Genomic DNA, 24,087 nt, shown 5'->3' on the forward strand with positions numbered 1-24,087 from the left:
GCAGCGCCTTTTGCGTCAGGGACGCTCAGCTCAGTTCGTTCCGGTATCCGTCGCCTTGGCGGGCTTGCCATCCTTGGCGAGCTTCTGCCACGCGTTCTGTTGCGACAGGATCGAGCGGAGATAGGCGACGTTCGCTTCGGCCTGTTGGGGGGAAAGCTCCTGACGGGCGATGGCTTCGGCTTCCGGGAAGCGTCCCTGCAGGCCGATGGCGAGCGCGAGGTTCTGGCGGACGCCGCTATCGGCGCCGGGCTGTTCGGTCGCCTTGCGCAGATAGGCCTCAGCCGTCTTCAGATCCTTGGACAGGAGATAGGACATGCCGAGATTGGAGAGGACCGAGGGTTCGTTCGGCTGGATATCGAGAGCTTCGCGGTAACGCTGGCGGGCCTCCGGCGAACGACCGAGCTGGTCGAGAATGGCGCCTTCCGCCGATTTCAGCTTCCAGTCCGGCCGGTCCGGCGTCTGCGCGCGGCCGACCGTCACGAGCGCCTGATCGAGCTGGCCGGCTGCCGCCTGCGACTTGCCATAGGCGGCAAGCACCTCCCGGTCTGCCGGATACTGGATCGCCACCTGCTGCATCACCGCCAGCGCCTGATCGTTGCGGCCGGTCATGCGCAGCACGTTGGCATAGTTCAGGCCAACCGCGCGATCCCTGGGGTTTTTCTCATAAGCTTTTCCGAGGCTCTGCGCGGCGGCATTCAGCTGTCCCGCATTCATGGATGCGGCATTGAGGGAAGCCGAACCGGCCGATGACCCTGTGGGAATCGAGCCGGTGGTGAGCTCCTTGCGCGGGGATGCGCAGCCAGCGAGAAGGCCGGAAACCACGAGTGCGGACAGGGACAGTCGAAGAGATGCGCGAAACGCGCGCCGCGGATGAGGCTGGTAACGTTGTGCCGCCATGGCAAAGCTCCCGGACAAAAGGGGGAAGCACCGGCACGCATCAACTTTCACGGCGCAAATCGTGCCATCATCAATATTCTGTTAACCCTAACAGAGTGTTAATTGCGTAAGCCCAACCGCTCCGCTGCTGCGGCGCGAAGGGCCGCCAGCCGCCGCCTATAGCCGTCAGGAGATCCCATGCCCCCCTTTTTCCTTCACGATCGTCCGTCACCCTTCTTGCCGGAGGAGGGGCCGCATTCCACGGGGGAAGTCTTGCCGGTTCATGCCCTGACGCCCGCCGATCTCATGGACGAGGCGCTCGATCCCTTCATGCGGAACTGGGCGCGGCAGGCCGGCTTTACCGCCGAGAGCGGGGCGCTCCTTCTCGCGCCGTCGAAACGGGGGAGCACCGGCGCGGCGGACGGTCTCGGGGGCGCACTCTTCGGACTTGGCAACCAGCCGCTCGATGCACCGTTTGCCACTGGCAAGCTCGCCCGCGCGCTGCCGCCCGGCTCCTGGAAAATCGTCTCCGGCAACCTGCCGGCCGAACAGGCAGCCCTTGGCTTTGCACTCGGGGCCTACAGGTTCGACCGTTACAAGCCGAAAACGGGCGAACGGCCGCTCCTCGATCTCGGCAATGACATCGACCGCGCCGCGCTTGAGCGCACGATGGCCGGTATCACGCTTGCCCGTGACCTGATCAACACGCCGACCAACGATCTCGGACCGGATGCGCTGGAAGCAGCTTTCCGGGCGCTTGGCCTGCATTACGGCGCGACGGTCACGACGATTCTCGGCGATGACCTTCTGACGCAGAATTTCCCCCTGATCCACACGGTCGGACGCGCTGCCGAGCAGGCACCGCGCCTCTTGGAAATGCGCTGGGGCTCGGGCGCCAGACGTATCACCCTCGTCGGCAAGGGCGTCTGCTTCGACACGGGCGGCCTCGATATCAAGCCGGCAGCATCCATGCTGCTGATGAAGAAGGACATGGGCGGCGCTGCCAACGTCATGGGGCTGGCCCTGATGATCATGGATGCCGGTCTCGACGTCTCGCTCAGAGTGCTGGTGCCGGTCGTCGAAAATTCCATAGCCGGCAATGCGTTCCGCCCGGGCGACATCTACCGCTCGCGCAAGGGGCTGACGGTTCAGATCGACAATACGGACGCCGAGGGCCGGCTGATTCTCGCCGATGCGCTCGCTTATGCCGGCGAAAGCGGGAGCGACCTGTTGATCGACATGGCGACCCTGACGGGTGCGGCACGCGTGGCCCTCGGACCCGATCTTCCGCCATTCTTCACCGATGACGAGACGCTGGCCGCCGATCTCTCCCGCGCCAGCGTCGCGACGCATGATCCCTTGTGGCGGCTGCCGCTCTTCAAGGGATACGAGAAGGATGTGACGGCACGCATCGCCGACCTCACAAACGCTCCGTCCGGCGGTATGGCGGGCGCGATCACCGCTGCCCTGTTCCTCAAGCGTTTCGTCGCCGACACCAGCGGCTGGGTTCATCTGGATGTCTATGGCTGGAACCCGAGCGAGCGCCCGCACGCACCGGTCGGCGGCGAGGCGCAAGGCATCCGTGCGCTCTACGAGCTCATCTCACGGGGCCTTTGAAAGGTTGGCCACGCAATGAAAAAAGGCGCCGGATGGCTCCGACGCCTTGAACGTTTTCCAGAAGAACAGCCTATCCTATTCGTTGATCAGGCGCTTCAGAAGCTCGATCTCGTGGCTGAGCTTGGTGTCGCCCGAGATCAGGTCCTCGATCTTGCGAACCGCGTGCAGCACGGTCGTGTGATCGCGCCCGCCAAAGCGCCGGCCGATCTCCGGGAAGGAGCGGGGGGTCAGCGTCTTGGCCAGATACATGGCGATCTGACGCGGCTTGACGATGACGCGGGTGCGCCGGTTGGAGACAAGCTCCTGTCGGGAAACGTTGTAATGCTTGGCGACGACGCGCTGGATGTCCTCGATCCGTACGCGGCGCGGCTCTCCGGCATTGACGAGGTGGCCGAGCAGTTCGTCGACGCGCTCGATGGACAGCTGTGGCTCGAACGACATGCGGAACAGGAGCTGGTTGAACGCGCCTTCCAGCTCGCGGCCGCTGGCCGTGATGCTGCGGGCGACATGGCTAAGGATATCGGCGGGAATGTTGAGCGACGGGTCTTCCTCGCGCGCAACATCGAGACGCCGCTTGAGGATTTCCAGCCGCATTTCATAGTCGGGACCGTCCATCTCGATGGCGACGCCGCCCTGCAGGCGCGAGCGGACGCGCGGATCGAGAGATTCCAGCTCCCACGGCGCGCGGTCGGCAGCCACGACGACCTGCTTGGCGCTGTCGAGCAGCATGTTCAGCAGATGGCAGAACTCGTGCTGGATCGACTTGCCCTGCAGAAACTGCATGTCGTCGATGACGAGCAGGTCGATATTGCGCAGCGTTTCCTTCAGCGACAGGGCGTCGTTGTCGCGGATGGCGGTGGCAAAGCGCCACATGAAATATTCGGCCGTGAGATAGACGACGCGCGAGGCGCGCGGGCTCTGGATCGCGGCGATGGCGATGGCTTGCAGAAGATGCGTCTTGCCGAGGCCCACGGAGGAATGAATGAAAAGCGGATTGAACCGCACGGCGCCAGCGCCGGCCTCCGCGATCGTCTTGGCGGCAGCAAGCGCGACGCGGTTGGAAGAGCCCTCGACGAAGCTTGCAAAGCTGTAGCGCGGATCGAGCGGCGAACCGAAGAGTGGCGTGGCGACGGGAAGCTTTGCGGCAGCCGGCAGCGCGGCCGTTGCCTGCTGTCCGATGCTCTGGACGGCGCTCTTGCGAGCGGAGGAGGCCGGCGTGGATGTTGCCGCTTCCCCGACGGTGACGTCGGCTTCGCTCGGTGCACGGGTGCCGCGCATGGCGCTGCGCACCACGATCTCGACCTTGAGGATCTCGGCGTCTTCCTGCTGGAAAAGCGTGGTGATCTGGTCGAGGTAACGATTGTTGATCCACGATTTCAGGAAGGTTGTGGGCACGGAGAGGCGCACGACGCTCTTGGACATCGAGTGCAGCTTCAACCGGCCGAACCAGCTTGCAAAGACGTCAGGACCGACCTGTGCCTTGAGAAGAGCGCTGACCCGATCGAAAAGTGCGCTCTGGGTCATGATAGCCTGCTCTCCTGTCGTCTGTTCAATCTGCCCGCTCTTGATCGGCCGAGCATGTTCGCCACCGACGAATGTGCGCCCCGAGGTCACCGAATTTCCAAGCATGTGCCGCCTTCCAATGTCTGTCCCGATTCCGGCGTCCGTCACCGGCAGTCTCGTGTCGTGTCGGATGTGCCGCTGCAACGCGGCATCACCATGGTCTTGTTCGAACGGCCGGGATCCTCGTTTCCCGCTCGCTCAGGTCCCGCCGTCAAACCCGTCCGGCGCCGGCCTGTTCGACCTTGCGCCATTCGGGTCCCCGCTTGCCGTGGGACCGCTCCAGCGCGCCGCATGTCGTTTCCGCCATGCAAGACATCGCCGCCGTCTCGACTTATGCGGTTCTTCCTCGCGACCGATGAAGGTTCGAGGCGTCTCGCATCAGCTCTTCCCTCCGGCGCATCCGCCGGGCTTGATCTCCCACCACGGCTTTCGCCGCCAACTGACGACCTGTCTGGGCCGTCCGAGGTTCAATATCGCCCTCAACCTTAAGATGTAGTTTCTCGTTCCCGAACGGTGAAACCGGACGAGGCGAGACGGATCTTCAGCTGATGGAAAATTGTGATGTCCACCCCAGTTCAAGACGTGTGGAGGCTGAAGGGGTCCTTGTCAGGGCCCGTTGCCGACATCGAAAACTCGCTGTCCCACGTCTCTTGCTGAAAGCATTTAGGCAGGATCATGACCCAAGATCAATCGCCATTTTTACGGCCTGGGAGGCCTTGCCCGTTGACTCTCAAGCAGCGTTTTGCAACTGCCCGAAGCCGCCTTTTGAGAATCGCAGTCGAATCAAAGGCTTTGTTTTCGAGGCGTTCAAAGCCGGCCCGAAAAGCAAGAAAAATAAAAAATCGCTTGACTCAGATTCGTCGTGAAGGCGGCGGCTTATATGAGGCCATCCCGTCACAAAGTTTCGCAAGCCGTTGTTAATATGGGGAATATCTGGTCACATGCATGACATGAAGTCGTCACGAGCCATGACTGGCCGGAAAAGCCGGCGTACGAATCGAAAGGGCCCGGTCGATGACCGGGCCGCTCTCTCAGCAGATGAAATGACGAAGCTTAAGCCGACAGTGCGTTGACGCGGCTGGCCAGGCGCGAAACCTTGCGCGATGCCGTGTTGGCATGCACGACGCCCTTGCTGGCAGCGCGCATCAGCTCGGGCTGTGCAACGCGCAGGGCTTCCTGTGCAACGGCCTGGTCGCCGGACGCGATGGCTTCTTCGACCTTGCGGAGGAAGTTGCGAACGCGCGAGCGGCGCGACTTGTTGATCTCGGTGCGACGCGCGATCTTGCGGGTCGCTTTTTTCGCCGAAGTTGTATTGGCCATGGGTTTCTCTCTTCAGATTCTGACAAGCACCTCCGCCTCGCCGTGTCGGGTCACTGCGACCTGTCATCCAAGCTCTTCGGAGGCAATAGCGAGAAACCTGCAACGTGGCTTCCCAAACTGTGGGCGCCGTATAGACGCAAACGCCCATTTCGTCAACGCGCTATTTCAAGCGGCGTCGGCAGCGGATATGCCGGGTTGCCGCTATACCTGACACGAAGCGCAGTGGAATGTCGAGCGTCCTGCCTGCGTGATCCGGGCGATCGTGCCGCCGCAGCCCGGTCGTGCACAGGCTTTGCCCTCCCGGTCGTAGACGGCGAAGGTGTGCTGGAAGTAGCCGAGCGATCCGTCCGTCTGGATATGGTCGCGCAGCGACGACCCGCCAGCCGCGATCGCATCGGCAATGACGGCGCGGATCGCCTCCGTCAGCACGACGAGCGGCGCACGCGGCCGCCCCTTGGCATCCACCAGCTTTCCCGACGCCTTCAGCGGCGACAGCCGCGCCCGCCAGAGCGCCTCGCAGACATAGATATTGCCGAGACCGGCAATCACCCTCTGGTCGAGCAGCGTCGATTTCAACGGCTGCGCCTTGCCGGCAAAGCGGCTGGCGAGATAGGCGGCATCGAGCCGGTTTCCGGTCGGCTCTTCGCCAAGCTGCCGGAAGAAGGCGTGGGCAGCCAGCGTCTCGCGCGGGCCGATATCCATGAAGCCGAACCGGCGCGGATCGTTGTAGATCACCTGCACCGGCCCCTTATCCGCCAGAAGATGAAGGACGACATGGTCGTGCCGCTCGTCCTTGCCCCTCGGATGATGAAAATCACCCGGCGTGTCGGCGTCCCCTGTCGCCGCCTCCACCACGCGGAACGAGCCGGACATCCCGAGATGCGCGATGACGACATCGTCATTGTCGAGCTCGATCAGAAGATATTTCGCCCGACGCGACAGAGCGAGAATGCGCCGGTTCTCGATGCGGCGCGCGAAATCGGCCGGAAACGGAAAGCGCAGGTCCGCCCGGCGAACCTCCGCACGGGTAATCAGCGCTCCCTCCATCACGGGCGCAAGGCCGCGACGGACCGTTTCGACCTCGGGCAGTTCGGGCATGGGCAGTCCTTCTTCCTCGGCGCGCAGTCTTTCCCAAGAGATAGCGTCACGGGATCGGATTCGCTATGGTCTCGCAGGATCGGTGGCTGGCAGGATGGAGACAAACGTCCTATGTGCCGGTTGGCGGATAGCAGGACGGCGGTTCATCGCTGTCGCGGTCCGGATGAAGCTTTGGAATGGACAAGGGATGGACGGTATGACGGACGAACGGGTTTCCGCCGAGGGCGGCATGGAAACGTCCTACGGCTTCCGCCGCGTGAACGAGGGCGAGAAGCAGGGCCTCGTCAACGATGTGTTCCACAAGGTCGCCAAGCGCTACGATATCATGAACGACGTGATGTCGATGGGCATGCACCGGGCCTGGAAGGATGCGATGGTGGCCGCGCTCCATCCCCGTCGCAGCGCCGATTACAAGGTCCTCGACGTCGCCGGCGGCACGGGCGACATCGCCTTCCGCATCGTGGAGGCGTCGGACCGGCTGGCGCAGGCGACCGTGCTCGATATCAACGGCTCCATGCTGGGTGTCGGTGCCGAGCGCGCCCGCAAGAAGGGCCTCTCCGGCAATCTCGAATTCATCGAGGCCAATGCGGAGAGCCTGCCGTTCGAGGACGGCCGTTTCGACGCCTATACGATCGCCTTCGGCATTCGCAACGTGCCGCGCATCGATGTCGCTCTGTCGGAAGCCTATCGCGTGCTGAAGCGCGGCGGCAGGCTGCTGGTGCTCGAATTCTCCGATGTCGATACGCCGCTGCTCGACAAGGTCTATGATGCCTGGTCGTTCAACGCCATTCCGCGCTTTGGCAAGATGATCACCGGCGAGGCCGAGCCCTACCAGTATCTGGTCGAGTCCATCCGGAAGTTCCCGAACCAGAAGGATTTCGCCACGATGATCGAAAAGGCGGGCTTCTCGCGCGTCACCTACACCAACTATACCGGCGGCATCGCTGCGCTGCATTCCGGATGGAAGATCTGAAGCACATGATCAGCCTCCTGTTTGCGCCGTGTCTCCCGGGGAGCGCCCGGCACCGATGAGCACGCCCGCCACCTATCTCCGCATCGTCAGGATCGGCTGGGTTCTCGTCCGCGAGGGCGTCGTCACGGCGATCCCGCCCGAGAACCTGCCGCCCTTCGCAAGGTTCGCCCAGAAGGCCGCGGGCCTTCTGGAGCGGCGTCGCGCCCAGTTCGAGGAGCGCAGCGACCGCCTGTCGCGGGCCATCGGCCGGCTCGGGCCGTCCTACGTCAAGATCGGACAGTTCCTGGCCACCCGCCCGGATGTGGTGGGTGCGGAGTTTGCAGCCGACCTCGCTTTCCTTCAGGATCGCATGTCGACCTTCCCGGTCACCGAGGCCTATGCCGCCGTCGAGGGGTCTCTCGGACGTCCGGTTGCGGATCTCTACAGCCGCATCGAAGATCCGATTGCCGCCGCCTCCATCGCGCAGGTCCATCCGGGCTGGGTGATGCGCGACGGACGCGAGGAGAAGGTGGCCATCAAGGTGATCCGGCCCGGCATCCGCCAGCGCTTCGCCCATGATCTCGAGGCGATGTATCTCGTCGCCCGCCTGCAGGAGCGTTTCCTGCCGCACACGCGGCGCCTGCGCCCGGTGGAGGTGACGAAGACGCTGGAGCAGACGACCAAGGTCGAGATGGACCTGCGGCTCGAAGCCGCGGCCCTGTCCGAAATCGCCGAAAATACCGCCAATGACGAAGGCTTTCGCGTACCCCGCGTCGATTGGGAGCGCACGGGCCGCGACGTCGTTACGATGGAGTGGATCGACGGCACCCGCATGGCCGATGTCGAGGCCCTGCGCGCCGCCGGTCACGACCTCAACAGGCTGGCGGAGACGCTGATCCAGTCCTTTCTGCGTCACACGCTGCGCGATGGCTTCTTCCATGCCGACATGCATCAGGGCAATCTGCTGGTTGACCGGCAAGGCATGATCGTCGCCGTCGATTTCGGCATCGTCGGGCGGCTTGGCAAGAAGGAGCGCCGGTTCCTTGCCGAAATCCTGTTCGGCTTCATCACCCGCGACTATCGCCGCGTGGCGGACGTGCATTTCGAGGCAGGCTACGTGCCCTCCCATCACGATGTCGCGAGCTTCGCCCAGGCCATCCGCGCCATCGGCGAGCCGATCCATGGGCAGCCGGCGGAGACGATCTCCATGGCCAAGCTTCTCACGCTTCTCTTCGAGATCACCGAACTCTTCGACATGGAAACGCGCCCGGAACTGGTGATGCTGCAGAAGACGATGGTCGTCGTGGAGGGCGTCTCCCGCTCGCTCAACCCGCGCTTCAACATGTGGAAAGCGTCCGAGCCCGTGGTCGGCGCGTGGATTCGCGACAATCTGGGCCCGAAACGCGTTGTTACCGACCTCAAGGACGGCCTGCACGCCGCTTTGCGTCTGGCGGAGGCGGCCCCGGAGATCGTCGCGAAGACCGAGCGCTTCTCGCGCGATCTGACCGAAATGGCCGAGCACGGTCTGAAGTTCGACGTGGCGACGGCCGAGGCGATCGGGCGCGCCGAAGCGCGTCACACCCGCTCCGGCCGCGCGGCGCTCTGGGTCATCGCGATGCTGCTGGCGATCATCGTCATCAAGATCCTGTGAATTCGCTGTTCCCGACGGGGTATCGGAGCACGGGAGACCGCTACATGACAGAGATGTAATCCGGCACGACTTCAATTTACCGTCGTCAAGGCTTAACTGGAGGGTGAAGAAACGTTCCAGAGGACCGGCCTGAATGGCGGATGCCTACCCCAAGATCGTCGAGCCCCGCTCGCCCGAAAACCTGCCGCAGGGCCAGCCCGAGACGGCACCGAAGGCGAGGCCGCGTCGTCGCAAGGGCCGCATGGTCCTGCTTGCAGGCCTTCTCGCGATCGTCGGCATCGGTGGCTGGTACGGGTGGAAAGCCTATCGCGCAGCTGACGTGACACAGGCCGTGGTCACGGAAGCGGTTACGCGCGGCGATATCGAAAACAGCGTCACGGCGTCCGGGCTTCTCAGCCCCATTCGCGATGTGGATGTCGGTGCGCAGGTGTCCGGCCAGCTGAAGAGCCTCAAGGTCGATGTCGGCGACATGGTCACGCAGGGCCAGCTGATCGCGGAGATCGACAGCGCCTCCATCGAGACCCAGATCGAGATCGCCGAGGCGGAACTTGCCAATCTCGATGCCCAGATGATCGACAAGAAGGCGCAGGTGGTGCTCGGCGCCGCCAACCTCACCCGCCAGCGCAGTCTGGTCGCCGGTAACAGCGCCGCCCAGTCCGCCCTTGACGAGGCGGTCGCAGCCCTTGCCACGGCAGAGGCCAATGTCGCTGCGCTCGAAGCGCAGGTGCGCAAGCAGCAGGCGACGCTGAAGGATGCCCGCATCAGTCTCGGCTATACCAAGATCTACGCGCCGCTTGCCGGCACCATCGTCGATGTAGTCGCCAAGGAAGGCCAGACGCTGAACGCCAACCAGTCGGCGCCCACCATCGTCACGGTCGCCGATCTCGACACGATGACGGTCGAGGCGGAGGTGTCGGAAGCCGACATCGGCAAGCTGACGATCGGCATGAAGGCCTATTTCACGCTGCTCGGCCAGCCGGGCGAGCGCTATGCCGGCACGCTCCGGCAGATCAAGCCGACACCTTCGACCAAGAACAATGTCGTTCTCTACTACGCGCTGTTCGACGTGCCCAACCCAGAACGCCGCCTGATGATGAACATGACGGCGCAGGTTTTCTTCGTGCAGTCGCAGGCAAGCGACGTGCTGACCATCCCGGTCGCAGCCCTTCGCATGCGCGACGGCGGCAAGCGGGCCGAGGTCGCGGTCGTCACGGGCAATGGCGGCCAGGAGGTGCGCGCGGTCGAGCCGGGCATCCGCAACCGGGTCCGCGTGGAAATCCGCAGCGGCCTTTCCGAAGGTGACAAGGTCGTGGTCGGCTCCGGCACCGAAGGTCGTGCCTCCAATGCCCAGCGCGCTTCGACCCGGACACGCGGCGGCCCGCCGCCGATGTTCTGAGGCGCGCCCATGACCCGTGCCGTGGCGCCCCTCATTTCGCTCAGGAACATCCGCAAGACCTTCATGACCGGCGACGTGCCGGTGGATGCCTTGCGCGGCGTCTCGCTCGACATCGAGCCCGGCGAATTCGTCGCCATCGTCGGCCAGTCGGGCTCCGGCAAGTCGACGCTGATGAACATTCTCGGCTGCCTCGACCAGCCGACGGGCGGCGCCTATCATCTGGATGGCGAGGACGTTGCGGGGTTCGATGCCGACCAGCTGGCCGAGCGCCGCCGCCAGATGTTCGGCTTCGTGTTCCAGAGCTACAACCTCGTCGCGACCTCCACGGCCCGCGAGAATGTCGAGATTCCCGCGATCTATGCCGGTGTCTCCGCGAAATTGCGCGAGGCGCGTTCTCGCGAGCTTCTTAGCGCCCTGCGGCTCGGCGACCGCATGGACCACCTTCCGAGCCAGCTTTCGGGCGGCCAGCAGCAGCGCGTGTCCATCGCTCGCGCCCTCATGAACGGCGGCCAGATCATTCTGGCCGACGAGCCGACCGGCGCGCTCGACAGCCAGAGCGGCAAGGACGTGATGGCGACGCTGCGGCGCATGAACGAGGACGGCCATACCGTCATCATCATCACCCATGCGCCGGATCTGGCCGAATCCGCCGACCGCGTCATCGAGATCCGCGACGGCCTGATCGTGGCCGACCGCCTGCCGCGCCGAATAACACGCCCGGTGCGCCCCGCGCCGCGTGTCTTTGCGACGCAGGCCGGCAAGGCGGCCTTGTTTTCCGATGTGGCCGAAGCCGTGCGCATGTCGTTCCGGGCGCTCCGGGCGAATTTCTTCCGCACCGTGCTGACGCTTCTCGGCATCGTCATCGGCGTCAGCTCGGTCGTCGCCATGCTCGCCATCGGCACCGGCGCGCAGGATCAGGTGCTCAGTCGCATCGCCGCCATGGGCTCGGATCTGCTCGTCATCCGGCCGAACATGGCGAACTTCCGCGGCGGGGAGGGGGGCAGCATCGTTTCCCTCGTGCCGGCCGATGCGGATGCTATCCTGGAGCTTCCCAACATCTCCTTCGCCGTGCCGGAAATGTCGAGCACGCTCACCGTGCGGGCCGGCAATCTGGATACGCAGACGACGGTCAACGGCACGGTGCCGCAATTTCCCGAGGCGAAGACATGGGGCCTCGCCGAAGGCGCCTTCATCGCGCCGGCGGACATGCGCAGCTATGCGACCGTCGCCGTGCTCGGCAAGACGGTGGCCGAGACGCTCTTTCCGGATGGCTCGGACCCGCTCGGACAGTATATTCTCATCAAGAACATCCCCTTCCAGGTCATCGGCGTCATGGCCGCCAAGGGGGCAACGGCCGGCGGCAACGATCAGGACGATACGGTGCTGGTGCCGCTCTCGACCGGCAATCTCCGTCTCTTCGGTGCGCGCAACGTGCGCTCGATCACGGTGCAGGTGAAGGACGACAGTGCCATCAACATCACGCAGGACCAGATCCAGGCGCTGCTCGATGAGCGCCATCAGCGGCAGGACACCCAGATCGCCAACCTCGCCGCGATCCGCGAGACCTTCACCGAGACCTCTAATATCCTGAAGGTCTTTCTCGGCTCCATTGCGGCGATCTCGCTGCTGGTCGGCGGCATCGGCGTCATGAACATCATGCTGGTCAGCGTGACCGAGCGCACCCGCGAGATCGGCATCCGCATGGCGACGGGCGCGCGTGGCCGCGATATCCTCACCCAGTTCATCGTCGAGGCGCTGGTCGTCTCGGCGCTGGGCGGCCTCATCGGCGTCGGTCTCGGCCTGTCCATCGGGGCCGTCGCGCAGGCGTTCGGCGTGCCCGTCAGTTTCTCCGCCGGGCCGGTCCTGCTGGCCTTTGCCAGCGCCTTCGTGACCGGTCTTGTGTTTGGCTATCTCCCGGCGCATAACGCGTCGCGCCTCCAGCCGGCCGTCGCACTCTCGGCGCCGTAGGCGGCATTTCAAAAAATTCCGCCAGAAATGGAACCGAACCGCGTTCCGATACTTACTCCGTGTCTAACCTCTTTTGTTGAATCTCCGGAACTCCTCTATGCACGACCGGTCGCGCCGAGCCTTCCTCCGCGAAAGCACTGCTGACGCCCATGCGGCGCTTGATGACATGATCGGCGCCTTCGACAGCCTATCTTCCTACAAGATCTATCTGCGTGGAATGAGCGCCTTTCGCATTCCCGTGGAAACGATTCTTGCAGGGCGGACCTGGCCGGACGATCTCTCCCTCTGGTCGGAACAGGCTTTCGGCGCGCTCATCCGGGCTGACCTTGCCGACCTGAACATGACCGACGACGAGGCGGTGCCAGTGTCCATGGCCATCCCTCCGATAGGCGCCGCCCGGGAAGACATGCTCGGCATGCTCTACGTTCTCGAAGGCTCGGCCCTCGGTGCCCGGCTCCTTTACCGTCGTGCCCAGGCGCTGGGGCTGCGGTCGGACTTCGGTGCACGGCATCTTGCGGCTCAGGCGGAAAAGAGCGACCGTTGGTCGCGCTTCCTGCATCTCCTGGAATCGGCCGACGCCATCGAGATCGATCGCGTCGCAAGCGCATCCAGAGCCACGTTCACGGTCGCGGAAACGGCCTTCCGGAGAGCTTCTCATGCCGAATGACCTTGCGAACGTCCAGAACACGCTTCCGGCGAGCCGCATGATGAAGCCGGGCGATACGATCGATCTGACCAATTGCGATCGTGAGCCGATCCATATTCCCGGCAGCATCCAGTCTCACGGATGCCTGCTCGCCTGCGACGCCCGTGCCGGCATGGTGCTGCGGCATTCCGCCAATGCGCCGGATGTGCTCGGTCTTGAGGGCGAGGTGAACGGGCAGGCGCTGGAAGCCCTGATCGGCTACGAGGCGACGCATACCTTGCGCAATGCCGTGGCGGCCCTGCGCGACGGCAGCCGGCCGGCACTGCTCTCGGCGCTGAAGCTTGCGAACGGCGCTTACGACGTTTCCATTCACCTCAACAAGGCGACCGTCATCATCGAGTTCGAGCCGGCGACGGACGGGCAACCGCTGCAACTGGCGCGCACGCTGATCGGTCGCATCACCGATATCGACGATGTCGACCAGCTGCTGCGCCAGTCGGCCCGCCTCATCCGCGGCATGCTCGGCTACGACCGCGTGATGATCTACGCCTTTGAGCAGGACGGCGCCGGCAAGGTGGTGACCGAAGCCAAGCGCGGCGACCTCGAAAGCTTTCTCGGGCAGTATTTCCCGGCAAGCGATATACCCCAGCAGGCGCGTGCTCTCTACCTGCAGAACACCATCCGCATCATCGGCGATGCCAGCGGCACCCGTATTGCACTGGTTCCGGAAATCGACGTCTCCGGCGAAGCGCTGGACATGTCGCTCGCGCATCTGCGCAGTGTCTCGCCCATTCATTGCGAGTATCTGCGCAATATGGGCGTGGCCGCCTCCATGTCGATCTCCATCATCGTCGACGGTAAGCTCTGGGGTCTCATCGCCTGCCATCACTACCAGCCGCGCATCCTGCCCATGGCGCAGCGCGTGGCGGCCGAAATGTTCGGCGAGTTCTTCTCTCTCCATCTCCATGCGCTGAAGCAGAAGCAGCGGCTCGTTACCGCCAATCGCGCCCGCGCCTCGCTCGACCGCTTCCTGCGCATGGCCTCGCACCATGCCGACATGGGCGAGCTTCTGCGCGACCATCTCGCGCATTTCACCTCGCTCATGGCCTGTGACGGCATCGGGCTCTGGATGAACGGGACGTGGACGACCTTCGGGTCCGCACCGCCCGCCAGCGCGGTGCCGGCCATCCTCCGGCTCATGGGGTCCGTCGTGGCAGGTCAGGTCTGGGCGACCCATGCCATGGCGCAGCGCCTGCCGGAGGCCGAAAGCTTCCGCGAACAGGCGGCGGGCGTGCTGGCCGTGCCGCTGACCCAGCTGCATCGCGACTATTTGTTCTTCTTCCGCAAGGAATTCGTGCAGACGCTGAACTGGGGCGGCGATCCCAACAAGTCCTATGAGAGCGGCCCCTTCGGCGAACGGCTCACCCCCCGCAAGAGCTTTGCGATCTGGAAGGAAACGGTGCAGCTTCAGGCCCAGCCATGGACAGAGGCGGATCGGGAGATCGCCGAGGTCACGCGGGCAGCCCTCGTGGAAATCGGCCTGCGGCACAGCGAGCTGATGGCCGAGGAGCGCAGTCGCGCCGACGTTCGCCAGCGCATGCTGAACGAGGAACTGAATCACCGGGTCAAGAACATCCTCGCTCTGATCAAGTCGCTCGTCAGCCAGCCGGTCGGCGACGGCCGCAGCCTGACCGAATACGTAACCTCGCTGAAGGGCCGTATTCAGGCTCTGTCCTTTGCGCATGATCAGGTCGTGCGCGGCGATGGCGGCGGCATGCTGTCGGATCTGCTCGACGCGGAGCTCGGTCCCTATCGTAACACCGCCAACGTGATCGCCCTTGCGGGCCCGCCCGTGCTGCTCAACTCGCGCGCCTTCTCCGTCATGGCGCTGGTGCTGCACGAGTTGTCGACCAATGCCGCCAAGTACGGCGCCCTGTCGCGTCCGGGTGGAGCGCTGTCGGTCAGCTGGCGGCTGACGGAAGGTGGCGATTGCGAGATCGCATGGCGCGAAAGCGGCGGACCCACGGTTCTCCCGCCGACCCGCACCGGCTTCGGCAGCGCGCTGATCGATCGCAGCGTTCCCTACGACCTCGATGGGCGCAGCGCCGTGACCTATGCGCCGGGCGGGGTGGAAGCGGATTTCGTGCTGCCTGCCAAGCATGTTTCGCTGTCGGATCAGGGCGAGGATCGCAACATCGCGGCCGGGCCGGATGCGTCCGCAGCGGGCGCCGATCTCGATCCGGAGCTGCGCGTGCTTCTCGTGGAGGATCAGATGCTGATCGCCATGGATGTCGAAGGCATGCTGTCCGATCACGGCATCCAGAAGGTCCTGACGGCCGCTTCGGCCGACGAGGCGCTGGCAAAGCTCGCCACCTTCAAGCCGGATGTGGCGATCCTCGACGTCAATCTCGGCACCGGCACGTCCATCGAGGTCGCCGTCGAGCTTGCGCGGCGGGATATTCCTTTCCTGTTTGCCACCGGCTACGGCAACATGTCGCCCATCCCCAGCGGCTTTGCCGATGTGCCGGTGGTGCGAAAGCCCTACGAGCGCGATGCTCTGGTGCGCACCATGGGCACGCTGCTGAAGTCGTAGACAGCGTTATTGCGTCTCCGGGGAATTGACCGAGACAGCATTCCGGATCGTTGCCGCATGCGCTAGGGTCCGGCATCGATCATGCCGTTGCGGTGGTTTCATGCCTGTATCCAAGTCCCCGTCCGAGACATTGCCAGAGACATCGCCCCGCAGCCTGTCGGGCAAGCGCATTCTCCTCATCATCTCCGGCGGCATCGCGGCCTATAAGAGCCTCGACCTGATCCGCCGGCTGCGCGAGCGGGGCGCAAGCGTGCGGCCGGTCATGACGGCGGGTGCGCAGGCCTTCATCACGCCGCTCGCCGTCGGCGCGCTGGCGGCGGACAAGGTCTTCACCGAGCTTTTCTCCCGCGAGGACGAGCAGGATGTCGGCCATATCCGGCTGGCGCGGGAATGCGATCTCGTGCTCGTCGCGCCGGCGACGGCCAATATCATGGCGAAGATGGCGCAGGGGCTGACGGACGATCTCGCCTCAACCATTCTGCTCGCCACCGACAGGCCGGTGCTTCTGGCGCCGGCGATGAACCCGAAGATGTGGTCGCACCCCGCCACCCGCCGCAACCGCGCGACCCTTGCAGGCGACGGTATCGGTTTCGTTGGTCCGGGCCTTGGTGAGATGGCCGAGAGCGGCGAGCGTGGCGAGGGGCGCATGGCCGAGCCGCTTGAGATTGTCACCGCTGTGGAGGAGCGCCTGGGCGCGCCGCGGCTGCAAACCCCGTCGAGCGGGCCCCTTTCGGGACGCCGCGCCATCGTTACCTCCGGCCCGACCCATGAGCCGATCGATCCGGTTCGCTACATCGCCAACCGGTCCTCGGGACGGCAGGGCCATGCCATCGCGGCGGCACTTGCGCGGCTCGGCGCGGACGTGACGCTCGTCTCCGGCCCCGTCACGCTTGCCGATCCGCAAGGCGTTACGGTCGTTCGCGTGGAGACGGCTGTCGAGATGCGGGACGCGGCGCTCGCCGCCTTGCCTGCCGATATCGCCGTGATGGTCGCAGCCGTCGCCGACTGGCGGGTGGCCGATGTGTCGGGGGGCAAGATCAAGAAGGCGCCGGGGGAAGCTCCGCCGCCGCTGCAGCTGACGGAGAATCCCGATATCCTCAAGACCATCGGGCATCACGCCCGGCGCCCGAAGCTCGTCGTCGGCTTTGCCGCGGAAACGGACGATACGGTGGCGAATGGTCGCGTGAAGCTCGCCCGCAAGGGTGCTGATTTCATCGTCGCGAACGATGTTTCCACAGGAAGCGGCGTGAGCGGCGGCGTCATGGGGGGCACGCGCAACCGCGTGACCGTCATCGGTCGCGACAGCGAGGAAAGCTGGCCGGAACTCGACAAGGACGATGTGGCCGAAAGACTGGCGGCGCTGATCGCCTCACGGCTGACGTAAGGCGCGCCTGGCCTCGATTTCCTCGTCGAGATGGAAGATCCGCATGTCGATGCCGTTCTCGCCGATGACGACGGCCGTCCCGTCGGGGATCTCCACCCAGGCATCGTCGTCGTCGTTGAGCGGCTCGGAAACGAGGCAATATCCGCCCTGCGGCCCCATGGGTGCCGCATAGAGCGTGGGCGCGAACTGGTCGGACGCGTAGCGCACGGCGTAGAGATCGACACCGTCGGAGAAGGCAGCGGTGAAGCGCACGAGAACCTCGTGCTTCATGTGGCTCGCCAGCCGTTCGATGAAGGACAGCGTCTCGGCCATCGCGCCCAGCGGATCGCGGTCGAGGCCGAATTGCAAGGCCATCAGGAACAGGAGTTCGCTGTCCGTCGTGCCGGTGCGCGCCGTGTAGAGCGCGTCGTCGAGCATCGCCTCCATCGGCCGGCGAAGGTGCTCGAAGCCGCCGATCTGGCCATTGTGCATGAAGGACCAGCGACCATGGACGAAGGGATGACAATTGTCGCGCCGCGTGCCGCCGCCGGTCGCCGCGCGAACATGAGCGAGGAACAGGGGCGAGCGGATCTGGCGGGCAATGCTCTTCAGATTGCAGTCCGACCACGCCGGCAGAATGTCGCGGTAGCGGCCAGGCTCCGGATGATCGCCATACCAGGCAATGCCGAACCCGTCGCCATTCGTGGCGGTCTTTGCCCGCGTGGCGCAGTGCGACTGCTCGATCAGGGAGTGCGCTGGCGAGGACACGAGGTCCTCCAGATAGATCGGCTCTCCGCGATAGGCTGCCCATCGGCACATGCTGCTGAAACTCCTTGCCGGATGTTTTGAAGCCCAATCGATTTGCGGTGCGAATCGCGTGGACTGATGTCGTTAACCATAAGCGCGTGTGATCTTCAGGGGGAAGGTGGTAAAAATGCGTTAACATTCCGCTGTGCCCTTTGGGCGACAGTCGGTTCTGGAACGGATGTTCTATCATTCTTGCCGGGCAGACGTTACGATGGCGATCTGGAACAAAGGCCGAAAGAGGGATGACTGGATGATGCCGGATGTCGGGCGCGCGCCGAATGTCGAAGCCGGGGAGGACGCCACGACGACGCTTGCCGCCGTGCCGCAGGATTTCGACGCGCTGAAAGCGGTCATTCTGGAACGCAAGGGGCAACTGCCCAAGCGCCTGCGGCAGGTGGCGGCCTATGCGCTCGACCAGCCCGACGAGATCGCCTTCGGCACGGCCGCAAGCATCGCGGCAGACGCCGACGTGCAGCCCTCGACGCTCGTGCGCTTCGCCCAGCATTTCGGCTTCGAGGGCTTTTCCAGCCTGCAGCAGATCTTCCGGGCACGCCTGCGCGAGCGTAATCCGGGCTATGAGGAACGGCTGAAGGCGCTCGGCGACAACGGCCACAGCCAGCTGGAAAGCGGCGCGATTTTCAACGGTTTCGTCGCGGCGGCCCACCGGTCGCTCGACAATATCGCGGGCTCCGTCGATCCCGCCTCCTTCGAGCAGGCGGTGGATATTCTGGCAAAGGCCGAGACCATCTTCCTGATCGCCAAGCGCCGGTCCTACCCGATCTCCGGCTACATGGCCTATGCCTTCGGCAAGCTGAAGATCCGCTACCAGATGGTCGGCACGGCTGCGGGCATCGACGACGACATCCTGGCACTTGCCGGAAGGCGGGATGCGGCCTTTGCCGTCAGCTTCTCGCCCTATACGTCCGAAAGCATTCATCAGGCCCGTCTTCTGGCAAATCGCGAGGTGCCGGTGGTGTCGCTGACCGACAGCGCGTTCTCGCCGCTGGTGGAATCGTCGAAGATCTGGTTCGAGATCGTGGAAGCCGATCATGCGGGCTTTCGCTCCCTGTCGGCCAGCATGGCTTTCGCCATGGCCCTGACAGTCGCAATCGCCGAGAAGCGCCGTCGCGGATCGTCCATTTCAGAGATGGAATGAAAATTCCATATTGACGAATAGACGGAATTCATGTTCCATAGGTCCAATTCGAGAACCAAAAAGACGACGCGCCGCAGTCGGGAGGACATGAACGTTGACCGGGATCAGCCAGAGGGATGCGGCACGGCCGCTCGACATCATCACCATCGGCCGCGCCTCCGTGGACCTGTATGGGCAGCAGATCGGAACGCGGCTGGAGGACGTGGCAAGCTTTGCCAAGTCCGTCGGCGGCTGCCCCACCAATATCGCGGTCGGCACGGCGCGCCTCGGCCTGAAATCGGCGCTGCTGACCCGCGTCGGCAAGGAGCAGATGGGCCGCTTCATCGTGGAACAGCTGACCCGCGAAGGCGTCGAGACGAAAGGCATCGTCACCGATCCCGAGCGCCTGACCGCGCTGGCCATCCTTGCCGTCGAGAACGACCATTCGTTTCCGCTGCTGTTCTATCGCGACAACTGCGCTGACAATGCGCTTTGCGAAGACGATATCGACGAGGCCTTCATCCGCTCGTCCCGTGCGATCCTCGTCTCCGGCACGCATTTCTCCCGTGACAACACCGATGCCGCCCAGCGCAAGGCGATCCGCATCGCGAAGGAAGCCGGCGTCAGGATCGCCTTCGACATCGACTATCGGCCGAACCTCTGGGGCCTTGCCGGCCATGACGCCGGCGACAACCGCTACATCGCGTCGGCGCATGTCTCGGCACATCTGAAGACGGTTCTGGCCGATTGCGACCTGATCGTCGGCACGGAAGAGGAGGTGCTGATCGCGTCCGGCGAAAGCGATCTTCTTGCTGCGCTGAAGACGATCCGTGCTCAGTCGGCCGCCACGATCGTGCTGAAGCGCGGCCCGATGGGCTGCATCGTCTATGACGGCGCGATTTCCGACAATCTGGAAGATGGCATCATCGGCAAGGGCTTTCCGATCGAGGTCTACAACGTTCTGGGGGCGGGCGATGCGTTCATGTCCGGCTTCCTGCGGGGCTGGCTGGCCGGCGAGCCGCATGCGACCTCGGCGACCTGGGCCAATGCCTGCGGTGCTTTCGCCGTCTCGCGGCTGCTCTGTGCGCCGGAAATTCCCACTTGGACGGAGCTTCAGTTCTTCCTTGAAAACGGCAGCAAGGAACATGCGCTGCGCAAGGACGCTGACATTAACCATGTGCACTGGGCGACCACCCGCCGCCGCGACATTCCAAGCCTGATGGCGCTGGCCATCGATCACCGCAGCCAGCTGGAGGATATGGCCGGGGACGATGCGGGGAAGCTCGCCCGCATTCCCGCCTTCAAGGTTCTCGCCGTCAAGGCTGCTGCAAAGATCGCCGACGGCCGGCCGGGCTTCGGCATGCTGATCGACGACAAATACGGCCGCGACGCCCTGTATGCGGCCGGCGCGCTCAAGGATTTCTGGGTGGCGAAACCGATCGAGCTGCCGGGTTCGCGCCCGTTGCAGTTCGAATTCAGCCAGGATCTCGGCAGTCGCCTGATCGACTGGCCCGTCGACCATTGCATCAAGGTGCTGAGCTTCTATCATCCGGACGATCCGGCCGAGATGAAGGCGACCCAGATCGCCAAGCTGCGCGCGGCCTTCGAGGCGGCCCGCAAGGTCGGGCGCGAAATCCTGATCGAGATCATCGCCAGCAAGCACGGCACGCTGGACGACACGACCATTCCGCGCGCGCTCCACGAACTCTACGACGCCGGGCTGAAGCCCGACTGGTGGAAGCTGGAGCCGCAGGCGAGCCGCAGCGCCTGGAGCGCCATCGACGACGTCATCGAGACGCGCGATCCGCTCTGCCGCGGCGTGGTCCTGCTGGGTCTCGAAGCGCCTTACGAGGCGCTGAAGGACGGCTTTGCCGCGGCCCGCACCTCGCGTCAGGTCCGCGGCTTTGCCGTGGGACGCACGATCTTCGTGGATGCCGCGCGCCGCTGGCTGGCGGGCGAGATCGACGATGCCACGGCGATCGACGATATGGCGCGGCGTTTCAAGCAGCTGGTCGATCTCTGGGTCGGCCTTGCCGACGACAAGGCTGCCTGAGGGGCTGCCTGAGGGGCGGCCTGAGCCGTCGAGGCCGATGACGACAAAGACAAACACCGTCCGAACGGGCGGCAAGGACAGGCAGGCGCAAAACCTGCGGCGTGAGGAGACCTTGAGATCATGAACCAGCAAGCCCCCATCGCATCCGGCGATACAGGTACCCCGGCGGGAACGGTGCGTCTGACCATGGCGCAGGCCGTGGCGCGCTTTCTGACGCGGCAGATGACGGTGATCGACGGCGAGACCGTGCCGATCTTCGGCGGCGTTTTCGCCATCTTCGGCCATGGCAATGTGGCCGGCATGGGGGAGGCGCTCCATGGCATCAAGGACACGCTGCCGACCTACCGCGCCCAGAACGAGCAGGGCATGGCGAACGCCGCCATCGCTTTCGCCAAGGCAAGCTTCCGCCGCCGTTTCATGGCCTGCACCACCTCGATCGGCCCCGGTGCGCTCAACATGGTGACGTCGGCCGCGCTCGCCCATGTCAACCGGCTGCCGGTCCTGCTCCTGCCCGGCGACGTCTTCGCCAATCGCCGGCCGGACCCGGTGTTGCAGCAGATCGAGGACTTCGGCGACGGCAGCATGACCGTCAACGACTGCTTCCGCCCGGTCTCTCGCTATTTCGACCGGATCACGCGCCCCGAGCAGATCATCCCCGCGCTGCGCCGCGCCATGCAGGTGCTGACCGACCCGGCCGATTGCGGCCCGGTGACGCTGGCGCTCTGCCAGGACGTGCAGGCCGAGGCCTACGACTACCCCGAGAGCTTCTTTGCCGAAAAGGTCTGGCTGCCGCGCAAACTCCGCCCGGATACGCAGGAGCGCCTTGCCGCCTCCACCGCGATTGCCGCGGCAAAGAAGCCGGTCATCATTGCCGGTGGCGGCGTGCTCTACAGCGAGGCGAGCGAGGCGCTGGCCGCCTTTGCCGAAAAGCACGGCATCCCCGTCGTGGAAACGCAGGCCGGCAAATCGTCGCTGCCGGACGGCCACCCGCTCAACATGGGCTCCGTCGGCGTGACCGGCACATCGGCGGCGAACACGCTTGCCGAAGAAGCCGACCTCGTGCTTGCGGTCGGCACGCGCCTTCAGGATTTCACCACCGGCTCCTGGGCGCTGTTCAAGAACGAGGGCCTGAAAATCGTCGGGCTCAACGTGCAGGCTTTCGACGCTGCCAAGCATGAATCCCTGCCTCTCGTATGCGATGCCGCGACCGGGCTTGCCGAATTGTCGGCGGAGCTTGGAACCTACCATGCCGGCAGCGCCTGGGGAGACAAGGCCGGCACCCTGAAAGCCGAATGGCAGCTTGCAGCCGACACGGCGCTGGCCGCCAGCAATGTGGATCTTCCCTCCGACGCGCAGGTCATCGGCGCGGTCATGCGGGCCCGCGACCGCGATACCACGCTCGTCTGCGCGGCAGGTGGTCTTCCGGGCGAGCTGCACAAGCTCTGGAGGGCCGAAAAGCCCGGCAGCTACCACATGGAATATGGCTTCTCGACCATGGGCTACGAGATTGCCGGCGGTCTCGGCGTGAAGCTTGCAAAGCCCTCGAGCGACGTCATCGTGATGGTCGGCGACGGCAGCTACATGATGCTGAACGCCGAGATCGCCTCCTCCATCATGCTCGGTGCGAAGATCACCATCGTGCTCCTCGACAATGCCGGCTATGGCTGCATCAACCGGCTGCAGATGGCGACCGGCGGTGCGAACTTCAACAATCTGCTGGCCGACACCCACCACGTCGAGCTGCCCGCTATCGACTTCGCGGCACACGCCGCCGCCATGGGCGCCGTGACGCGCAAGGTCGCCTCGCTCGCCGAGCTGGAAGCGGCATTGGCGCAGACGGCGGCGGAAACGCGCACGACCGTGATCGTCATCGACACCGACCCGCTGATCACCACGGATGCCGGTGGCCACTGGTGGGATGTCGCGGTGCCGGAAGTCTCCGGGCGCGACGAAGTCGGCGAGGCGCGCCGGGCTTACGAGCGGGCGCTTGCCGCCCAGCGCGTCGGCTAATGCCTTTCAACGTTTTCACCTGTCACAGAGAACCATCATGATCCGCTACGGAACCAACCCGATCGCCTGGACCAATGACGACGATCAGACGATCGGCGCCCATCTCTCCCTCGAAGACTGCCTGTCCGATTGCCAGAAGATCGGCTTCGACGGCATCGAGAAGGGACACAAGATGCCGACCGACCCGCAGGCATTGAAGGCGAAGCTTGCCGAATACGGCCTCGTCTTCGTTTCCGGCTGGCACTCGACCAATCTTCTGACCCATGACGTCGAGGCCGAGAAGGCGGCGATCCAGCCGCATCTCGATCTCCTGAAGGCGAACGGCTGCAAGGTCTGCATCGTCTGCGAGACGTCCAATGCCATTCACGGCAATGACGCGACTTCGCTTGTGGCCGACAAGCCGGTGCTGCCCGACGACCAGTGGGAAAAGTTCGGCGCCGATATCGAGGCGATCGCCCAATATTGCGCCGATCAGGGCATCGAACTCGTCTATCACCACCACATGGGCACGATCGTGCAGACCGGACCCGAGATCGACCGGCTGATGGAGACGACGGGACCTGCGACCAAGCTGTTGCTCGACACCGGCCATGCCTGGTTCGGCGGCTCGGACCCGGCAGAGCTTGCGGCGAAATACATGCACCGCGTGCGCCACATCCATGCCAAGAACGTCCGCCGCGCGGTGCGCAGGGAGGTCGAGGACAACGGCCTGTCTTTCCTCGAAGGCGTGCGCCGCGGCGTCTTCACCGTGCCGGGCGACGAGGAGGGGGGTGTGGATTTCCTGGCCGTCCTCAAGATCGCTGCCGAGCACGGCTATGACGGCTGGCTGGTGATCGAGGCGGAACAGGACAGCGCCATCCGCATTCCCTTCGAATACCAGTCGCTCGGGTTCAAATCGCTGAAGGCCTTTGCGAAAGAGGCGGGGCTGGATCGGTCCTGATCTCATATTTGCGATGGCCCCTCATCCGCCTGCCGGCACCTTCTCCCCGCTTGAGCGGGGCGAAGGGACTTGGGGCAAACGCGTTTGCCTTCAGATGCA

The 24,087-nt window shown here is 64.6% G+C and carries 17 protein-coding genes; 12 read left to right on the forward strand and 5 right to left on the reverse strand.

Features of this window, described 5'->3' with window-relative positions; all coding sequences use genetic code 11:
- Positions 1 to 30: 30 nt before the first annotated feature.
- Positions 31 to 897 carry a tetratricopeptide repeat protein gene (locus BSG19_RS05590; protein WP_092985795.1) on the reverse strand — a complete coding sequence of 289 codons (867 nt, stop codon included), beginning with the start codon at positions 895 to 897 and terminating at the stop codon, positions 31 to 33.
- Positions 898 to 1,074: 177 nt separating this feature from the next.
- Between BSG19_RS05590 and BSG19_RS05595 the strand changes: the two genes are divergently transcribed.
- Positions 1,075 to 2,493, forward strand: coding sequence for a leucyl aminopeptidase family protein (locus BSG19_RS05595; RefSeq protein ID WP_092985797.1), 1,419 nt, complete (start codon positions 1,075 to 1,077; stop codon positions 2,491 to 2,493).
- A gap of 75 nt (positions 2,494 to 2,568) precedes the next feature.
- Here BSG19_RS05595 and dnaA read toward each other — a convergent pair whose 3' ends face one another.
- The 3 genes from dnaA to mutM all read right to left on the reverse strand — a co-directional run bounded on the left by dnaA (position 2,569) and on the right by mutM (position 6,474).
- On the reverse strand, positions 2,569 to 4,017 hold the full coding sequence (gene dnaA / locus BSG19_RS05600; protein WP_244529112.1) for a chromosomal replication initiator protein DnaA: 1,449 nt from the start codon (positions 4,015 to 4,017) through the stop codon (positions 2,569 to 2,571).
- 1,092 nt (positions 4,018 to 5,109) lie between these two features.
- Entirely contained in the window at positions 5,110 to 5,376 is a 267-nt protein-coding gene (gene rpsT, locus BSG19_RS05605; protein ID WP_062471541.1) for a 30S ribosomal protein S20, read from the reverse strand.
- Between the two features lie 201 nt (positions 5,377 to 5,577).
- Positions 5,578 to 6,474 carry a bifunctional DNA-formamidopyrimidine glycosylase/DNA-(apurinic or apyrimidinic site) lyase gene (mutM, locus tag BSG19_RS05610; protein WP_092985801.1) on the reverse strand — a complete coding sequence of 299 codons (897 nt, stop codon included), beginning with the start codon at positions 6,472 to 6,474 and terminating at the stop codon, positions 5,578 to 5,580.
- 196 nt (positions 6,475 to 6,670) lie between these two features.
- Here mutM and ubiE point away from each other — a divergent pair, with 196 nt between their 5' ends.
- The 7 genes from ubiE (at position 6,671) to coaBC (ending at position 17,064) form a co-directional block, all read left to right on the forward strand.
- Positions 6,671 to 7,447 (forward strand): bifunctional demethylmenaquinone methyltransferase/2-methoxy-6-polyprenyl-1,4-benzoquinol methylase UbiE, encoded by a 777-nt coding sequence (gene ubiE / locus BSG19_RS05615; protein ID WP_092987209.1) that lies wholly within the window; start codon positions 6,671 to 6,673, stop codon positions 7,445 to 7,447.
- 55 nt (positions 7,448 to 7,502) lie between these two features.
- Complete coding sequence (ubiB, locus tag BSG19_RS05620; RefSeq protein WP_092985803.1) at positions 7,503 to 9,077, forward strand: 2-polyprenylphenol 6-hydroxylase; 1,575 nt, start codon at positions 7,503 to 7,505, stop codon at positions 9,075 to 9,077.
- A 133-nt stretch (positions 9,078 to 9,210) separates the two neighbouring features.
- Entirely contained in the window at positions 9,211 to 10,473 is a 1,263-nt protein-coding gene (locus BSG19_RS05625; protein ID WP_092985805.1) for an efflux RND transporter periplasmic adaptor subunit, read from the forward strand.
- Positions 10,474 to 10,494: 21 nt separating this feature from the next.
- A complete protein-coding gene (locus BSG19_RS05630; protein WP_092987211.1) occupies positions 10,495 to 12,441 on the forward strand; it encodes a MacB family efflux pump subunit in 1,947 nt (648 codons plus the stop codon).
- A 97-nt stretch (positions 12,442 to 12,538) separates the two neighbouring features.
- On the forward strand, positions 12,539 to 13,108 hold the full coding sequence (locus BSG19_RS05635) for a biliverdin-producing heme oxygenase (RefSeq protein ID WP_092985807.1): 570 nt from the start codon (positions 12,539 to 12,541) through the stop codon (positions 13,106 to 13,108).
- Between the two features lie 40 nt (positions 13,109 to 13,148).
- Positions 13,149 to 15,680: an HWE histidine kinase domain-containing protein gene (locus BSG19_RS05640; protein ID WP_092987214.1), complete on the forward strand. Its 2,532-nt coding sequence runs from the start codon at positions 13,149 to 13,151 to the stop codon at positions 15,678 to 15,680.
- A gap of 100 nt (positions 15,681 to 15,780) precedes the next feature.
- A complete protein-coding gene (gene coaBC, locus BSG19_RS05645) occupies positions 15,781 to 17,064 on the forward strand; it encodes a bifunctional phosphopantothenoylcysteine decarboxylase/phosphopantothenate--cysteine ligase CoaBC (RefSeq protein WP_092985809.1) in 1,284 nt (427 codons plus the stop codon).
- Here the strand turns inward: coaBC and BSG19_RS05650 are convergent.
- Complete coding sequence (locus BSG19_RS05650; RefSeq protein ID WP_092985811.1) at positions 17,050 to 17,862, reverse strand: class II glutamine amidotransferase; 813 nt, start codon at positions 17,860 to 17,862, stop codon at positions 17,050 to 17,052. The two genes, coaBC and BSG19_RS05650, sit on opposite strands and share 15 nt — an antisense overlap.
- Positions 17,863 to 18,103: 241 nt before the next feature.
- Between BSG19_RS05650 and BSG19_RS05655 the strand changes: the two genes are divergently transcribed.
- The 4 genes from BSG19_RS05655 (at position 18,104) to iolE (ending at position 23,988) form a co-directional block, all read left to right on the forward strand.
- Positions 18,104 to 19,006 (forward strand): MurR/RpiR family transcriptional regulator, encoded by a 903-nt coding sequence (locus BSG19_RS05655; RefSeq protein WP_092987215.1) that lies wholly within the window; start codon positions 18,104 to 18,106, stop codon positions 19,004 to 19,006.
- Between the two features lie 103 nt (positions 19,007 to 19,109).
- Positions 19,110 to 21,038 (forward strand): bifunctional 5-dehydro-2-deoxygluconokinase/5-dehydro-2-deoxyphosphogluconate aldolase, encoded by a 1,929-nt coding sequence (gene iolC, locus BSG19_RS05660; RefSeq protein ID WP_170865905.1) that lies wholly within the window; start codon positions 19,110 to 19,112, stop codon positions 21,036 to 21,038.
- Between the two features lie 120 nt (positions 21,039 to 21,158).
- Entirely contained in the window at positions 21,159 to 23,048 is a 1,890-nt protein-coding gene (gene iolD, locus BSG19_RS05665; RefSeq protein ID WP_092985815.1) for a 3D-(3,5/4)-trihydroxycyclohexane-1,2-dione acylhydrolase (decyclizing), read from the forward strand.
- A 37-nt stretch (positions 23,049 to 23,085) separates the two neighbouring features.
- Positions 23,086 to 23,988, forward strand: a complete 903-nt coding sequence (gene iolE, locus BSG19_RS05670) for a myo-inosose-2 dehydratase (RefSeq protein ID WP_092985817.1) — start codon at positions 23,086 to 23,088, stop codon at positions 23,986 to 23,988.
- Positions 23,989 to 24,087: the final 99 nt, after the last annotated feature.

Source organism: Rhizobium sp. NFR03 (genome assembly GCF_900111275.1).
In the GTDB taxonomy this organism is placed as follows: domain Bacteria; phylum Pseudomonadota; class Alphaproteobacteria; order Rhizobiales; family Rhizobiaceae; genus Ferranicluibacter.

What these genes read in the sequence shown, in the direction of transcription:
- BSG19_RS05595 (WP_092985797.1), top strand. Translation starts at nt 1,075, where the DNA reads ATGCCCCCCTTTTTCCTTCACGATCGTCCGTCACCCTTCTTGCCGGAG.
- BSG19_RS05635 (WP_092985807.1), top strand. Translation starts at nt 12,539, where the DNA reads ATGCACGACCGGTCGCGCCGAGCCTTCCTCCGCGAAAGCACTGCTGAC.
- BSG19_RS05625 (WP_092985805.1), top strand. Translation starts at nt 9,211, where the DNA reads ATGGCGGATGCCTACCCCAAGATCGTCGAGCCCCGCTCGCCCGAAAAC.
- mutM (WP_092985801.1), bottom strand. Translation starts at nt 6,474, where the DNA reads ATGCCCGAACTGCCCGAGGTCGAAACGGTCCGTCGCGGCCTTGCGCCC.
- coaBC (WP_092985809.1), top strand. Translation starts at nt 15,781, where the DNA reads ATGCCTGTATCCAAGTCCCCGTCCGAGACATTGCCAGAGACATCGCCC.
- BSG19_RS05590 (WP_092985795.1), bottom strand. Translation starts at nt 897, where the DNA reads ATGGCGGCACAACGTTACCAGCCTCATCCGCGGCGCGCGTTTCGCGCA.
- rpsT (WP_062471541.1), bottom strand. Translation starts at nt 5,376, where the DNA reads ATGGCCAATACAACTTCGGCGAAAAAAGCGACCCGCAAGATCGCGCGT.
- ubiB (WP_092985803.1), top strand. Translation starts at nt 7,503, where the DNA reads ATGAGCACGCCCGCCACCTATCTCCGCATCGTCAGGATCGGCTGGGTT.
- iolE (WP_092985817.1), top strand. Translation starts at nt 23,086, where the DNA reads ATGATCCGCTACGGAACCAACCCGATCGCCTGGACCAATGACGACGAT.
- iolD (WP_092985815.1), top strand. Translation starts at nt 21,159, where the DNA reads ATGAACCAGCAAGCCCCCATCGCATCCGGCGATACAGGTACCCCGGCG.
- BSG19_RS05655 (WP_092987215.1), top strand. Translation starts at nt 18,104, where the DNA reads ATGCCGGATGTCGGGCGCGCGCCGAATGTCGAAGCCGGGGAGGACGCC.
- dnaA (WP_244529112.1), bottom strand. Translation starts at nt 4,017, where the DNA reads ATGACCCAGAGCGCACTTTTCGATCGGGTCAGCGCTCTTCTCAAGGCA.
- ubiE (WP_092987209.1), top strand. Translation starts at nt 6,671, where the DNA reads ATGACGGACGAACGGGTTTCCGCCGAGGGCGGCATGGAAACGTCCTAC.
- BSG19_RS05650 (WP_092985811.1), bottom strand. Translation starts at nt 17,862, where the DNA reads ATGTGCCGATGGGCAGCCTATCGCGGAGAGCCGATCTATCTGGAGGAC.
- BSG19_RS05640 (WP_092987214.1), top strand. Translation starts at nt 13,149, where the DNA reads ATGAAGCCGGGCGATACGATCGATCTGACCAATTGCGATCGTGAGCCG.